21 protein-coding genes are annotated in these 14543 nt (G+C 48.5%); 11 read left to right on the top strand and 10 right to left on the bottom strand.

From position 1 onward, the window contains the following. Positions 1 to 92: 92 nt before the first annotated feature. Positions 93 to 596 carry a DNA topology modulation protein gene (locus HZS85_RS04375; protein WP_214853625.1) on the bottom strand — a complete coding sequence of 168 codons (504 nt, stop codon included), beginning with the start codon at positions 594 to 596 and terminating at the stop codon, positions 93 to 95. Positions 597 to 677: 81 nt separating this feature from the next. On the opposite strand from HZS85_RS04375, the gene HZS85_RS04380 reads away from it, so the two are divergent. Together HZS85_RS04380 and HZS85_RS04385 are read left to right on the top strand one after the other, a co-directional pair. After that, on the top strand, positions 678 to 1100 hold the full coding sequence (locus HZS85_RS04380) for a hypothetical protein (RefSeq protein ID WP_214853628.1): 423 nt from the start codon (positions 678 to 680) through the stop codon (positions 1098 to 1100). A 303-nt stretch (positions 1101 to 1403) separates the two neighbouring features. Continuing rightward, the gene (locus tag HZS85_RS04385; RefSeq protein ID WP_214853631.1) at positions 1404 to 1844 is read left to right on the top strand and encodes a VOC family protein; all 441 of its coding nucleotides are present in this window, start codon (positions 1404 to 1406) and stop codon (positions 1842 to 1844) included. A 20-nt stretch (positions 1845 to 1864) separates the two neighbouring features. Here the strand turns inward: HZS85_RS04385 and HZS85_RS04390 are convergent, their stop codons facing one another. Next, positions 1865 to 3133: an NAD(P)-binding domain-containing protein gene (locus tag HZS85_RS04390; RefSeq protein ID WP_214853634.1), complete on the bottom strand. Its 1269-nt coding sequence runs from the start codon at positions 3131 to 3133 to the stop codon at positions 1865 to 1867. Positions 3134 to 3169: 36 nt separating this feature from the next. Next, positions 3170 to 3616: a MarR family winged helix-turn-helix transcriptional regulator gene (locus tag HZS85_RS04395; protein ID WP_214853637.1), complete on the bottom strand. Its 447-nt coding sequence runs from the start codon at positions 3614 to 3616 to the stop codon at positions 3170 to 3172. Between the two features lie 111 nt (positions 3617 to 3727). On the opposite strand from HZS85_RS04395, the gene HZS85_RS04400 reads away from it, so the two are divergent. The 6 genes from HZS85_RS04400 (at position 3728) to HZS85_RS04425 (ending at position 8837) form a co-directional block, all read left to right on the top strand. After that, on the top strand, positions 3728 to 4207 hold the full coding sequence (locus HZS85_RS04400; protein WP_214853640.1) for a GNAT family N-acetyltransferase: 480 nt from the start codon (positions 3728 to 3730) through the stop codon (positions 4205 to 4207). Positions 4208 to 4286: 79 nt separating this feature from the next. Then, on the top strand, positions 4287 to 4610 hold the full coding sequence (locus HZS85_RS04405) for an ArsR/SmtB family transcription factor (RefSeq protein WP_214853643.1): 324 nt from the start codon (positions 4287 to 4289) through the stop codon (positions 4608 to 4610). Positions 4611 to 4659: 49 nt separating this feature from the next. Continuing rightward, entirely contained in the window at positions 4660 to 5955 is a 1296-nt protein-coding gene (locus HZS85_RS04410) for an arsenic transporter (RefSeq protein WP_214853647.1), read from the top strand. 15 nt (positions 5956 to 5970) lie between these two features. After that, entirely contained in the window at positions 5971 to 7629 is a 1659-nt protein-coding gene (locus HZS85_RS04415) for an FAD-dependent oxidoreductase (RefSeq protein WP_214853664.1), read from the top strand. A 108-nt stretch (positions 7630 to 7737) separates the two neighbouring features. Beyond that, positions 7738 to 8355, top strand: a complete 618-nt coding sequence (locus tag HZS85_RS04420; RefSeq protein WP_214853667.1) for a flavodoxin family protein — start codon at positions 7738 to 7740, stop codon at positions 8353 to 8355. Beyond that, positions 8352 to 8837, top strand: coding sequence for a YusW family protein (locus HZS85_RS04425; RefSeq protein WP_251137838.1), 486 nt, complete (start codon positions 8352 to 8354; stop codon positions 8835 to 8837). The genes HZS85_RS04420 and HZS85_RS04425 overlap by 4 nt, the downstream gene beginning before the upstream one ends. Before the next feature lie 247 nt (positions 8838 to 9084). Here the strand turns inward: HZS85_RS04425 and HZS85_RS04430 are convergent, their stop codons facing one another. The 5 genes from HZS85_RS04430 to HZS85_RS04450 all read right to left on the bottom strand — a co-directional run bounded on the left by HZS85_RS04430 (position 9085) and on the right by HZS85_RS04450 (position 11703). Next, the gene (locus HZS85_RS04430; RefSeq protein ID WP_214853674.1) at positions 9085 to 9870 is read right to left on the bottom strand and encodes an endonuclease/exonuclease/phosphatase family protein; all 786 of its coding nucleotides are present in this window, start codon (positions 9868 to 9870) and stop codon (positions 9085 to 9087) included. Continuing rightward, positions 9867 to 10397 (bottom strand): GNAT family N-acetyltransferase, encoded by a 531-nt coding sequence (locus HZS85_RS04435; protein WP_214853677.1) that lies wholly within the window; start codon positions 10395 to 10397, stop codon positions 9867 to 9869. Before HZS85_RS04435 ends, HZS85_RS04430 begins: the two co-directional genes overlap by 4 nt. 162 nt (positions 10398 to 10559) lie before the next feature. Beyond that, positions 10560 to 11036: a DUF2178 domain-containing protein gene (locus HZS85_RS04440; RefSeq protein WP_214853682.1), complete on the bottom strand. Its 477-nt coding sequence runs from the start codon at positions 11034 to 11036 to the stop codon at positions 10560 to 10562. After that, entirely contained in the window at positions 11036 to 11242 is a 207-nt protein-coding gene (locus tag HZS85_RS04445) for a helix-turn-helix transcriptional regulator (RefSeq protein ID WP_035408056.1), read from the bottom strand. The genes HZS85_RS04440 and HZS85_RS04445 overlap by 1 nt, the downstream gene beginning before the upstream one ends. Before the next feature lie 179 nt (positions 11243 to 11421). Continuing rightward, complete coding sequence (locus HZS85_RS04450; RefSeq protein WP_214853685.1) at positions 11422 to 11703, bottom strand: hypothetical protein; 282 nt, start codon at positions 11701 to 11703, stop codon at positions 11422 to 11424. 173 nt (positions 11704 to 11876) lie between these two features. Here HZS85_RS04450 and HZS85_RS04455 point away from each other — a divergent pair, with 173 nt between their 5' ends. After that, on the top strand, positions 11877 to 12095 hold the full coding sequence (locus HZS85_RS04455) for a hypothetical protein (RefSeq protein WP_155960153.1): 219 nt from the start codon (positions 11877 to 11879) through the stop codon (positions 12093 to 12095). 150 nt (positions 12096 to 12245) lie between these two features. Here HZS85_RS04455 and HZS85_RS16730 read toward each other — a convergent pair whose 3' ends face one another. Beyond that, complete coding sequence (locus tag HZS85_RS16730) at positions 12246 to 12389, bottom strand: hypothetical protein (RefSeq protein WP_251137839.1); 144 nt, start codon at positions 12387 to 12389, stop codon at positions 12246 to 12248. On the opposite strand from HZS85_RS16730, the gene HZS85_RS04465 reads away from it, so the two are divergent. Further along, on the top strand, positions 12368 to 12739 hold the full coding sequence (locus HZS85_RS04465; protein ID WP_214853701.1) for a PhzF family phenazine biosynthesis protein: 372 nt from the start codon (positions 12368 to 12370) through the stop codon (positions 12737 to 12739). The genes HZS85_RS16730 and HZS85_RS04465 overlap by 22 nt on opposite strands. Next, entirely contained in the window at positions 12711 to 13316 is a 606-nt protein-coding gene (locus tag HZS85_RS04470) for an HAD-IA family hydrolase (protein WP_214853703.1), read from the top strand. Before HZS85_RS04465 ends, HZS85_RS04470 begins: the two co-directional genes overlap by 29 nt. 40 nt (positions 13317 to 13356) lie before the next feature. Here the strand turns inward: HZS85_RS04470 and HZS85_RS04475 are convergent, their stop codons facing one another. Further along, positions 13357 to 14538: an MFS transporter gene (locus tag HZS85_RS04475; protein ID WP_056061330.1), complete on the bottom strand. Its 1182-nt coding sequence runs from the start codon at positions 14536 to 14538 to the stop codon at positions 13357 to 13359. Positions 14539 to 14543 lie beyond the last annotated feature (5 nt).

Consider the following 14543-nt stretch of genomic DNA (forward strand, 5'->3'; position numbering starts at 1 on the left):
TGTGGTAATGACTGGAAAACGGGCAGGAGAGTAAATTTGTTTCGTCGTATGTACATCACTAAGGATGACGAAAGGTAACAGATGGACGGATGTTATGAAAGTGATTGAAGAAACTGTTTGACAGCGCGGCGGGACCGCAAATGAACGATTTGTTTATCGGACGTCGCTTTAAGCGTTGAAAGGATACTCGGTCGCTTATCGATCGGAAACCGCCAAATCCATTTCAGAAAATCAAGCGACAGTTTCTCGGGACAGCCTGCCGCCATATCCGGTCGGCCGGTCTTACGATAGCGCAAGGTCCGTTTCATCGCACGGTACAGACAAAGCGTCCGCGGCAGATCAAGGAAGATGACCGTATCAGCGGCATCGATTCGTAAGTCAAGCGTTCCACCGTAATTACCGTCGATGATCCATGTATCACGCGATATGAGTGTTTGTTGAATCTGGCGTTGTTCCTCACGCGAAACCGCCTCCCAGTTCGGACGCCACAATAAGCTGTCGAGGTGATCAACGGGATAACTTAGTTTTTTGCCCATCTCGCGGGCAAACGTCGATTTACCGGACCCACCAGAACCAATCAGGATGATTTTTCGCATCATAGACCTTCTATTTTTTGTCATAGGAATTGATCATATCACGGTTTTCTAGTCGAGGATAGAACGAAAGGAGTGAATGAGATGGTACCAAATTTCATAATCGAAGGGATGACGATCGTTTTTACACTACTCGTAATCAGCTGCGGCGTGATATTCCTGCCGCAGCGGTGGAAGCGATATGGCTTAATTTTACTTGGTTTGGTGGCAATCGGGTGCAGTTCCTTTTGGTACATCCGACCGACGCTCGTCAATCAACAGATTGCTGAGAATGAGAAATTGCTTAAGGTGGAACTAGCACGTCGATTCCCTGATGAAGTCTACAATATAAAAACACAAAAATTTTCGTATGAGTCTTCGGCGAATCCGGCTTCAATCGAAGTCGAATTTGCAAATGAACCTAACGTAACTTATTTTCTAGATATGGATGGGAACCGGATTAGGTTGTCAAGTTTTATCTTTAAAAACGGAGGATTTCCACAGGATTTACAGCATGAATTCAAATAAAGACCGGATGCTCAAAACATCCGGTCTTTTGATTAAGTGGATTTCAATTTTTTCGTTGCGGACATCGTTTTGACGGCAGAGAAGGTAATCAGACCGAATCTGACCCAAAATATGTTCTAGGTCGCAAGGACGAGAAGGTTGACGTCTTCCATGTTATTTCGACTCCTTTTCGTAAGTGGACACGATCTTTCATACTTATATTTTAATGACGATACAAACTGCAGACACCACGTCGAAACGCTCTAGATGTGCTTTCTAGCGACGGTTTGACAACATTCTGACACACTTGAGGAGGAATGACGGATGCCAATTAAACGAACGGATCATATCAGTCTGAACGTCGTGAACCTAGAAGAAGCGATTCACTTTTTTTCGCTTTGCGGGCTCGAAGTACGTGGACGATGGGAAATGGAAGGGAAGTTGCTCGAACGTTTGTTGAATCTAGACGGGGCAAAGACGGAATGTGTTGCTCTTGGGTTACCAGGTGAAGCAATCTGGCTCGAACTGGTTCGGTTCAAACGACCAGTTGAGACGTCCACTGTCGTCCAGACCGTTTATTCCAGTGGATTGCGTCATCTCTGTTTTGAAGTGACAGGACTCGATACACTCCTCAAACGGTTAGCGAATCATGGATATCAACCGATTGGGGACGTCGCGAATTACGAAAATGAGTATAGCCTATGTTACATAAGAGGACCAGAAGGTGTGATCATAGAGCTAGCAGAAAAAATCGGACCTGTCTAAGACTGGTCCGATGTATATTTTTAAGAGCAACAGGAAGTCGATGATTGTGGCAGAGAAACGTTGCACACACCCGTCTCTGGTAATGATAAATTGATCTGCTTGGCACGTGCCTCATCTCCGACAAGAAAAGCAACGATTGATCGAACTTGTTCATAACCGGTAGCAAGCAGGAAGGTCGGAGCACGACCGTAACTCTTCGCACCGACCAGATAAAGTCCGTGATCAGGATGACGTAACTCCGCTTCCCCATGTGGACGGACAGTTCCGCAACTATGAAAGTTCGGATCAATCAGAGGAGCAAGTACTCGACTACTCTCGGTGACAGGATCGATATCAAGCCGTACTTCCTCGAGAAACGAAAAGTCGGGTCGACTTCCTGCGTTGACGATTAGCTGATCGATGTGATGGAGGGATCGACCATCTTGCGCAGTGATGCCAAACGACTGTCCTTTTGATTCAATGGATTGGGTCTTGAAGTTGGAGTGAATCCTAATCTGATCTCCTTCAACGAGCTGACGGATACGTGAACCGAGTGCCCCGCGACCTTCCAGTGCATCCTTATCTTCGCCGCCGTAAGCTTGAACGGGGTCCGATTTGCGAAGGATCCAATGAATCTCCGTTTCAGGGTGGTGCGCTTTAATGGAAACGAGTTCAAGGAGCGAGTTCAAAGCCGAGTGCCCGCTACCGATGACAGCGACGGATTGATTCGCGAAAACAACAGTATCACGTTTCCCATCTACGATCGAATACCGGACAGGTAAGTTCTGCTCGATTTCGACTCGATGACCAGAACTGATAGCAGGGTTTGGTCGCCGGAGGACGCCAGATGCATCGATGACCGCGCGAGCGAGAATATGTTTACGTCCATTCGGCGTGTCCATGACTAATTCAAACGGCGTCACTTCGCGTGAGGCATTCGTCATCTTGTCTAGACCTGCCCGTGAGATCGAGAGAATCTCATGTTGGAAATGTAGGAAAGGAGCAATTTCCGGTAAAGCAGCAAGTGGGGCAAGATATTGATTGATTAATTCAGTACCGGTCGGCACAGCATCGTCCGTTGGGGCGCTCCAGTCCGTCAACTCGAGCAAATGACGTGCTGCATCACTGATATTGTATTGCCATGTTGAAAACATCCGAACGTGTTCCCATTGTTTGACCTGATGCGCAATCGAAGGACCTCTCTCAAATAATAAAAACGATTGACCTTCCACTACAAGTTGAGCTGCAGCTGCAAGACCGATCGGTCCGGCACCGATGATGACGATTGGGTGGGAAGAACCGTATGGCATGAATAAAACCTCCTTTTTGTTTGTAAATTGCAAGTATTAGAGACATGGTTTACAACAGACGTCACTCTCGCCCATCTTCGTATTAAGCAAGTCGATTGCCTGGAGGACATGTGCTTTTTCGAAGGAAGTCATTGATGAGAAGATGGCATCCAGATACGTGTTCATCTCTTCGTCGATGGCTTGAGCAACACGCAATCCTTTTTCGGACAGGCGAAGTAGGTGAATTCGCCGATCGTTGATCGCGGGACGCTTTACTAGTAGGTCTCGTTTAATCAATGTTTGTACTTGTCGGCTGAATGTAGTGATATCAAGAGCGAGTTGGTCAGCAATTTCTTGCATCGAGGAATCTGGGTGTTTCGCGACTTGATATAATAAATGGCTTTGGACAAGTGAAATATCTTCATCCAGAAAGGCGCAGCAATTCTTGTTAAGCAAACCAAAGCGGCGGGTGAACGTTTGAAACAACTCACGTGTCTCAGTCATGTAAAGTCTCCTTTCAAAATATCGTTGATGAGTCAGTTATACGATAAATATTTGCATTTTGCAAGTAAATAGATGATGATTTAATTAATCAGACGAAAAGGAGGATTTTGGATGTACGTTCGATGGATGAAAGAAGAGGATCGTCTTCAAGTGATTGAGATTTATCGTCAAGGGATTGAAGATCGAAATGCGACATTCGAGATGACGATTGATTCGGATGCATTTTGGAATGCGATCACCCAATGTGAACGATTCGTATTGATAAAGGAAGACTCTATTGTCGGTTGGGGAAAGTTGAGTCGGATATCTGAACGAACTGTTTACAGTGGGATTCGAGAAGTCAGTATCTATGTAGAACGCTCCGTCCGTGGTAAAGGCGGTGGTCGACTTTTGTTAGAGACGATGGTTCATTTTGCGGACACTCAAGGCATCTGGACGCTTCAGTCTCAACTGTTTCCTGAAAACGAGGCAAGCAGACGCTTGCATGAGCGACTCGGATTCGAACTTGTCGGTCGACGGCGTGCGATTGCAAGACATCATGGAGTATGGCGCGATGTGTTGTTGTTGGAACGACGAAACGATTTACGGTGAAAGGACATTGCATAACTATCATGTTATATAATAATATGGTTATGTCATCGAACGAAATCGAGAAAGAGGGGAAACCGATATGTCATCCATCACCGCCGATCATTCGACCATAGAAGTCAGTCAGTTTCTGAAGTTGCTCTCAGATCCGACCCGACTTGAAATCATCCGACGTCTTGCGGTGCGAGAGCATTGTGTCTGTGACTTCGTTGATTTGTTTGGCATCTCACAACCGGCAGTCAGTCGTCATCTCAAACTACTTCGGTCAGCTGGTGTCATCTTGGAAAGACGGGAGCGCCAATGGAACTACTTTCGACTAAATTCAGAGCATGGGCAGCATGACCTGTTGCGACGAATCCTCGAACAAGTGGGCGTAGCAGACGTTCCTAATACAATAACGTGTTAATCGCAGTCCTCATACGACTGCTATCAAATGAAGAAATGAAGTGAATTAATTGACAGCATCACAATGGCTTGCGATCGGAATATTTCTGATCACCTTATTTTTGATCATCAAACAACCGAAAGGGCTCGGCATCGGGTACTCGGCGATCGGGATGGCGATTGTCGCACTTTTAACGGGCGTCGTCGAACTGGGAGACGTCGCGACCGTCTGGGGGATCATCTGGAACGCGACGTTCACCTTCATCGCCTTGATCGTCATCTCGTTGATCTTAGATGAGATCGGTTTCTTTGAATGGGCCGCGTTACATATGGCCCGAATCGCCCGCGGTGGCGGTCTGAAACTATTCATCTACATGACGTTACTCGGCGCCCTTGTCTCGGCCTTGTTCGCGAACGATGGGGCTGCCTTGATCCTGACACCCATCGTCCTCGCGATGGTCCGTCACTTGAAGTTACCGGATGCGGTCGTCCTGGCATATGTCTTCGCCTCCGGCTTCATCGCCGACACGGCAAGTCTTCCGTTCGTCATCTCGAACCTCGTCAACATCGTCTCGGCGGACTTCTTTCAAATCGGCTTTACAGAGTATGCGGCACGGATGGTCTTCGTCAACGTCTTTTCAGTCGCGGGAAGTCTACTCGTCTTGTATCTCTATTTCAAGAAGCAGATCCCGAAACTTTATGCTGTCGAGGATTTGGCGCAACCGACGTCTGCGATTAGAGATATGCGGATGTTCCGTGCTTCGTGGATCGTCCTTGGTTTGTTGCTCATCGGGTATTTCACGAGTGATGCAATCGGCATTCCGGTCAGTCTCGTTGCTGGCATCATCGCCGTCTTCTTCTTATTCCTGGCGCAAAAATCACCAAGCGTCCCGACGAAGAAGGTCCTTGCCGGTGCCCCGTGGGCGATCGTTTTCTTCTCCCTTGGTATGTATATCGTCGTCTACGGTCTACGTAATGCCGGACTGACGCAAGTCCTCGCAGAGTTAATCGAGTGGATGGCGACGAATCTCGCATCGGCGACGTTCGGGATGGGCTTCTTGGCCGCCCTGTTATCCTCAGTCATGAACAATATGCCGACTGTCATGATCAATGCTTTGTCAATCGAGCATACAGCAACCACGGGAGCGATTCGTGACGCCTTAATCTACGCGAATGTCATTGGTAGCGATCTCGGTCCAAAAATCACGCCGATCGGCAGTCTCGCGACATTATTGTGGCTCCATGTCTTGCGCTCGAAAGGAGTCCGGATTGGGTGGGGACAATATTTCAAAATCGGTACCGTCTTGACGATTCCGACGCTCGCCATCGCGTTGCTCGGGCTCTATATCAGCTTACTGCTCTATTAAAAGGAGGACGTTTCTATGACAAAACTACTTATCATCGGTTCGGTCGCTGCCGGCACATCGGTCGGGGCGAAGGCACGCCGCAATAGTGAAGACTTAGAGATCACGATCTACGACCGGGACGAGGACATCTCCTATTCCGGTTGTGGCATTCCCTATTTCGTCGGTGGTGAGATCGCTGAGCTCGATGAATTGACGCCACGCGATGCGGCGTTCTTCAAGAAACGTTACAACATCGACGTTAAGACGCGTCATAACGTCGAAGCGATCGATCATGAGACGAAGACAGCAACGATCCGTCATCTGGATACGGGTGAGACATTCACGGATACGTACGATACGCTCGTTTTCGCGACGGGTGCTTCAAGCATTATTCCGCCGCTACCGGGCGTCGATCTCGAAAACATTTTTCCGGTACGTAACATCCGCAATGCGGAAGCGATTCGTCGGTACGTCGACGCGCAAGCTCCAAAACGTGCTGTCATCGTCGGCGGCGGATTCATTGGACTCGAGATGGCGGAGCAGTTGACGTATCGCGGAATCGAAGTGACGCTCGTCGAACGATTGGCGCAAGTCATGCCACCGCTAGACGTTGATATGGCAAAACGCGTTAGTGACCATCTCGAAGCGAACGGCGTCATCTTGCGACTCGGTGAGTCCGTCGCTTCGTTCGAAGGGGAGAAAACGGCTCGTGCAGTCGTTCTTGCGAGTGGCGAGAGGATCGAGACGGATCTCGTCATCCTGTCAGTCGGTGTCAAACCAAACACGCAACTCGCACAAGAGATCGGCGTGACGATTGGACAGACCGGTGCGATCGCCGTCAATCGACAGATGCAAACGAACATCGAGGACGTTTATGCGGTCGGTGATGTCGCCGAGAGCTTCTCCGTCATCACCGGTCAACCACTGTACCGTCCGCTTGGTTCGACGGCAAACAAGATGGGACGAATCGCTGGGATGGTCATCACCGGTGAAACGATTGAACACCGGGGAATCCTTGGAACGGGTATTTTTAAAGCATTCGATTTGACGGTCGCCCAGACCGGAATGACTGAGAAAGAAGCACGCGACGCTGGGTATGACATTGAAGTATTGCACAACATCAAGCCCGATCGTCCTGAATATCTCGGCGGCAAAGAAATGGTCATCAAGGCGATCGCAGATCGGAGCGATGGTCGTGTCCTCGGTGCCCAAATCGTTGGTTCGCAAGGGGTCGATAAACGGATCGATGTCCTTGCGACCGCGATCAGCTTCAAAGCAAAAGCAGAAGACTTATTCCATCTTGATCTGGCTTATGCGCCGCCATTCTCGACGACGAAGGACCCCGTTCTTTATACCGGGATGGCCCTCGATAACGCGATCAAACGAACGGCCCGTCTGAAAACACCGAACGCTTTGATGGAAGAGGTCGCTGCGGGCAATGTCTTCCAAATCATCGATACGCGGTCACGCGCTCAGTTCGAGAAGAGTCATGTCGACGGGGCAATCCATATTCCGCTCGGTGAGTTACGTGAGCGGGCGCAGGAACTGGATCCGACGGTACCGACAATCGTTTACTGCAATAAAGGTGTCACAGGAAACGCGGCACAGAACGTCTTGAAGAATCTCGGGTTCAGGGACGTCTGTAACTTATCCGGTGGCAATCAAAACTATCAACACATCAAGTCTTGTCTCTGACGAGGAAAGTCTTCGCGAAGGCGGAGGCTTTTTTTGTTTACTTCGGATTAGAATCAGGAAAGGATTAAGGACGAGGAACATGTCAATTCAATAGGGGAGGATGAATGGATGGTACGCGCTTTATTTTTGAACTGTACTTTAAAAGCATCACAAGAACCATCGAACACGGAAGAGTTGATTCGTGACGTGATCGCGTACTGGGAGCATGAGGACGTCGATTCAGAAATCGTCCGTGTCGTCGATCATCAAGTCGCATTCGGTGTGACGGAAGATGAAGGAAACGGCGACGAGTGGCCGGCACTCTTCGACAAAGTCAAACAAGCAGATATCGTCGTCATCGGGACACCGCTGTGGCTCGGTGAAAAAAGTAGTGTCGCGACACAAGTCATCGAACGGTTATACGGGGGAAGTGGCTTGACGAACGACGTTGGACAAGCCATCTATTATAACAAGGTCGGTGGTGTCATCGTCACCGGCAACGAGGATGGGGCGAAACACGCGTCCGCGTCGATTTTATACGGTCTGTCGCACATCGGATTCACGATTCCCCCCAATGTCGATGCGTACTGGGTCGGTGAAGCGGGACCTGGACCGTCTTACATCGAAGCCGGACGTGACAATGACTTCACGAAACGGCATGCCCAGTTTTTAGCTGCCAATCTTTTGCATCTTGCTCGGCTATTGAAAGTGCATCCGATTCCAGCAGAAGGGAATGTGATGGAATGAAGAGAGGATATGTTACAGGATATGGTGTTGCGACCTTATTTGCGATGAGTTTAATGGTAGCAGGATGTGGGAACGACGAAACGGCGACGGACAAGGTCGAGGACGGATCTACAAACTCGAATACGACCGACAATACGATGAAAGATAAGGATGCGGTCACGAAAAATGCAGATACGGATTATGGATTCACCAGTTTATCGATTGAAGCGGACGTCAACGGGGATATGGACGCAATCGACATCAGCTATGACCGAGAGAATGACGGCACGGAAGCCGAATACCAGTATAAAGATGAAAACAAACGCGGGGACGCGGCGATGACGGAACTCGACGCGAAGTTCAAGAACTTAAAAGTAGATGCGGATACATCTGAGAAAGATGTCATCGCGGAAGTGGAGCGTGTATTTGCGATTCAAGATGCGTCCCGCCTCGAGGTAGAGATTGACTTCTCGGACGGAACAGAAAAAGAATATAAAAAATAAACGACGGGGCTGACTCACATGTCGTCCTCTAAAGATAAGGGTGGCAGAATGATGATCTGCCACCCTTATCTCGTAAAAAAAATGACGCGTCACACGCCACTCCTACAGGAAAAAGTGCATTATGCGCTGTCAGAGACGAACAAGACCCGCTTTCCTGCTTGAATGAAGCAAGAAAACTGACTTGTGTCTCGCCTGAGGAAAAGGCGTAAAAAGACGCGTCATTCTTTTTTGAGTCAGCCTCGTCGTTTTAGTGAATCGTCATATGAGCGAGGACCCCATAATGATCACTTGGTATGACGTGATGGGGCAGTCGTTCATGTCCGATCAATTGAACGCGTTGTAAGGTCACTGGTGCCGGTGAGCGTTGACACAGCAACCAATCGTACCGGGCAGGTGTCGTGATTCCGTCATTCTTTTTAGCATACGAATTCGTCATAGGATCAAGAGTCACAGGAGCAAGTTGACCGGTCCGCATGGCAAAACTGTCAGCGAGATCGACCCACTCCTTAAGCGTTGCTTGATGCAGAGAAGAATTTGGACAATCATTAAAGTCACCACCAAGGAACTCGACCGTCGCGTCATCTGTTTGTGAGGCAATCCATTCGTTGACGAATCGAAGTTGATCGAGTCGAATGTCTGAAGCACGCCAGTTGAAATGAATGTTCGTCACGGCAAATCGAACACCTTCAATCGAAAACGGAATCCGAATCGCACAGTGATGGTTGATGTTTGCTGTCGCTGCGGCACTCGCATCCGTTCGCTCAAACGGCAGTTTCGTTAAAATGGCAAGTCCTTCATCCGGTGAATCCATATAAGGATCCATCATCCAATAAGGATAACCGGTCGCCTCTGCGAGATGTTCGGCGATTGAGACGAACGGTTCATCCGGATGAAACGTCGACATCACTTCCTGCAGAAGAAGAACATCCGGTTGATGCTGATTGATTTCCGCACACAATGCCGCAAACCGTTCCTGACGCTTGTATGGATGATGCCAAATGTTATACGTCGCGATCGATAATGAGAAACTCATAATGCTAAGCCCATCAGGACAGTATCATAATAACAGCCGTCCGACAGCAACCGATCGTGGCGTAGTCGTCCTTCTTCTAGGAAACTGTGGCGCTGGTAGAGTCGGATCGCCCCGTGATTCGTCTCGACGACTTCGAGTTGGATTTTCAGAAGCGACTGCGTCTTCGCCCAAGCGATCATCCGGATCGTCAATTGGGTGCCGATTCCTTGTCCCCAATCCGAACGCAGGACACCTAAGCCGAACGATGCTTTATGAGCAAAGCGCTTTAATGCAAATCCACGACACCTGGCGTAAGCAATGAGTTGTTCCTCCCGTTCAACGACGAGGATTTGATCCGGAACCAATGAATTGTGTAACTGATCAACGAAATCGGTCGCCGTCATCACGTCCTCACCAGGCATCCGGTCGAAGTACTCCGTTTCCGCGTCGAGTGCTTGACGTAGTACAGCAAGTGCTTCAGCATCACTAAGACGAGCCGGACGAATGTGGTAACGTTGCGTATTAAATGAGTGGTGCGTCGTCTGCATATATTAACCTCCCATCTAGATAGAATATGCCATCATTGTGGCATTGTTGTCGGATTGTAATCGGTCACATGTATATGCTAGGGAAACGGTGTATCACGAAGAGGGTCAACTGACGGACCATCCGGAGTAGGCGCAAACTCAATAGTCCTTCGTCAAACGATGTTAGCGGCGAACGTGGACGATCCAAGCGGTCATATAGGTAAAGGTTCCAACCGATAGGACGAGCGCGATCGCATAAAACGGAAACGAAGGATACCGTTCAAGTAGTGGCTGTTCAAATAAAAAGGCAATCATCAGGATAGGAAGACTGATCAAAAAAGAAACGTACGCCGCGCGGGTCGCCTTACCAGTGATAAGGGCTTCTCGTTCGTCCGAGTCAGAGAATTCTGCTGTTGACGTCGACCATTTTGAAAATGACCGGGAGCGATCCGTTCGTGAGAGATAGCCAATGCATGAGACGACAATAGCGATGATGATCAGTGGCAGCATGATGCTGAGATCGAGCTCAAACGACAGACCGGTACCGGATACAGGATCATCTTGAAATAATTGAAGTTTGTCATGAATCGCACTGATGAGAGACGCAGCTAAAAAATAGAGACAACAATTTAAAACAGATTGGGTTATGACGCGGTTCATCAAGACTCCTCCTCTAATTGAAATAATTCCTCCACTGGTCGATCGAAGACGCGAGCAATTTGCATTGCGAGTAATAAGGATGGCGTATAGCTGCCTTTTTCAAGCGAGATGACGGTCTGGCGTGTCACGCCGATCCGTTCAGCGAACTGTTCTTGCGTCCACTTCTGTTGTTGGCGGTAAATCCGGACTTGATTCGTCAGCTTCATCCAGCGACCTCCTTTCCAGTTATCTGTATTGTAAAGTCTGTTTTACATTTTGTAAAGTAGACTTTACTTTTTAGATGAGAAAAAGCCAATGAATCAAGACGATCCATTGGCGTAGTCGTAAGCGATACATTCAAATTGGTTTATATTGCAATGGGAATGAAGCGAGCCATTCGCAAACATTACATGACGTGCGGCGTTACAATGATGGCTATGAGACATACGAACATCGTAATGACGTGATGTCGTCGTAAGGACAAGGGAAGCAAAACAAGCCCTGCGATCGTGACACCAGTAACGATCCATCCTAAAAGAAATTCCGTGTCATGGGAAGCGATCGGAATACTCAATAGATACGCTGTCGCGTGCGGAAAGTAGCCCAATACATCAAAAAGAATCCCGCTAAAAACACCAATCAATAGCAAACCGATCGCTAGCTGAAACCGTTTTTTTGATTTAATCATATAGATGCTCCTAATCTGTTTGTTTGACGCATGACTTCGTGATCGGTGCGTCTACCTTCTAGTCATTCGTCAAAATGAATCGAATTCCTGTCTGTTATCTTTCTCGGAACTTTATCAAAAATCCTTGCTTCTATGCACCAATCGGAATATTCAGATAATAATCGGGTATCATCATGAAAACACCATCGCCGATTCAGTGGAAAGGAGAAGAGAAGATGATGCCTGAACTGATACCGGATGACCGGGAGCTCGAACGAAGGATTCGAATCGTCCATCTGTTGCGAAAACTGGGTAAAACAGACGAAGCGATTGCAAGGTCCCTCTATGTACCGATCGAATGGGTCCAGTCGATTTATGAAGAAGACGACTGGCAACAAATGCAATCATCCTAAGGCAAGGGCGTCTCGTCCTTGTTTTTTCATCTGTTCTGTTAGACTTATCTAATAAACATGAAATCAGGATGTCAGAAATCAAAGACACATAACAACATGGTGCGTGATTTGAAAATTGGACAGGAGGAGACAAAAGATTCAACTATTGCACTATGATGTATTTACGACGACACCAGGAACCGGTAATCCAGCCGGAGTCGTCTTAAACGCCGATTCGCCGTCACGTCGATTTTCAACGGATGATTCCAGATCATCAATAATTTGCATCCGTTTTGACTGACTATCTTCAAGCATCGATTCACCACATCTGTTTCGATACATATGATGCGCAGGCGACTTTACACGGACGTCGCTTCTCAGCAACGGGATCAGGTAGCGTTGAAGATCCGGTAACAGGAACGGCGAGTGGTGTGATGGGTGTCTATTACCGAAAATTCATGAAGCCATCCGTCTCAGAAACGATGATCACCGTCGAGCAAGGACATGAGATAGGACGATCAGGTCAGGTGAGAATCCATGTCTCCGGTCAAGGACTTAATCACAACGACTGGAAGGTCGAGATGGACGGGAAAGCCGTCTTTGTTGGTGTTAAGAAAGTGGGAGAGGAAGAGGCAGATGTTGAAACACTTCATTTGGGATTTTGACGGCACCTTGTTCGATACCTATCCGGTGTTGATCGATGTTTTCGTGGACATGCTCGAGAGCGAGGGGCAATCGGTCGATCGAGAACGTGTCGCTGAGCTGATGGCGATCTCGGCAAAGACGATGTATGAGGCGTTTGCGGTGTCCGAAGCGTTCATTACGAACTACAAACAACAAAAGGCGACGATCGAGCGCGAACGGTCCGGTCCGTTTCCAGGAATTCATGAATTGCTTGAGACATTATCGGCAAGTGGTGCGACGCATCATATCGTCACCCATCGCGGAACATCCATTCATGCGTTGCTTGCAAAACACGAATTGACGCATCATTTTCAAGACATCCTGACTGCAGAACATGGCTTCGTCCGTAAGCCGGATCCGGAAGCTGTCACGTACTTGATTCATCGGCATCAGATGGCTCTAGACGAGACGATCATGATCGGGGACCGGGAACTCGACGTCTTAGCGGGACATCGTGCGGGTATTGCTACATGTCTGATCAACGAACGAACAAATGAGACGGTTGCGACCTATACGGTACCGACGCCTGAACAATTACACGAACGATTACTGACATAACGACAGCCCCGCTTCCAGTGATGGGAACGGGGCTGTTTTTTTAAGAAGACAAACGATCCGATTCAGTTACTTCAGTACGTGGTGCATGCCAGAAGTATGTCAGTAAAATACCGACCGCAAGCATCATCGTCGCGAAATAAAACGGATAGTTAAGGTTGACGTCAAACAATAATCCGCCGACGATCGGTCCGAGAATATTCCCGATACTCGTAAACATCGAGTTCATTCCACCGACAAAACCTTGTTCATCCCCGGCAATCTTCGAAAGATAGGTCGTGACGGCAGGTCTCATCAAATCAAAGCCAACGAAGACGACCATCGTCACGAGAATGATCGAGACATAGTTCGTCACGAACGTCATCAAGACGACGAGCAACGTCGAACCGATCAAACTGTAACGGATCAAGCGAATCTCACCGAACCAACGTGTCAAACGATCGAACAGCCCGACTTGGACGATGACACCGACAATCGCACCAAGGGAGATCGCAAGCGCGATATCTTTTGCCGTGAAACCGAACTTCCGGTCAACGAACAGCGCGAACAAGGACTCGAACGAGGCGAGGCCGAACGACGAGATCAATAGGACTAGGAAAGCGATGAAATAGAGCGGACTAAATACTTTCCGAAAACCCGTCTGTTGTTTGATGGTCGTCGCCTCATAATGACGGTTAGGTTCCTTGAGCGTAAAGATAGATAACACCATTGCCGTCAGACCGAACGCGGCAGCAAAGAAGAACGGCGTCCGCGTGCCGAGGTCAGCAAGAAACCCGCCGATCCCGGGTCCAATGATGAAACCGGTCGAGATGGCGGCAGACATATAGCCAAGCGCTTTCGGACGGGTTTCGTTCGTCGTGATGTCAGCGATGAAAGCGGTGACAGCTGGCATGATGAAGGCCGCACTGACACCACCGAGAATCCGCGACGCGAACAGGACTTCGACCTGTTGACCGAGACCGAACAAGAGCTCAGACATGCTAAAGATGAATAAACCGATGATGATCATTGGCTTGCGTCCGTACTTATCGACGGCACGTCCTGCAAGCGGGGACAGAATCAATTGCGCGAAGGCGAAGGCAGATACCATGTAACCAACCGTCGCCCCGGAGATGCTTAACTCATTCATGATCGTCGGTGTGACAGGAATGACAAGTCCGATTCCGAGAAAAGCGATGAATAAGTTGAGCAGGAGTGTACTTAAAATCAATGTATTGTTTTGCATAGGTC

The organism is Exiguobacterium sp. s130, from assembly GCF_018619055.1.
Lineage (GTDB): Bacteria > Bacillota > Bacilli > Exiguobacteriales > Exiguobacteriaceae > Exiguobacterium_A.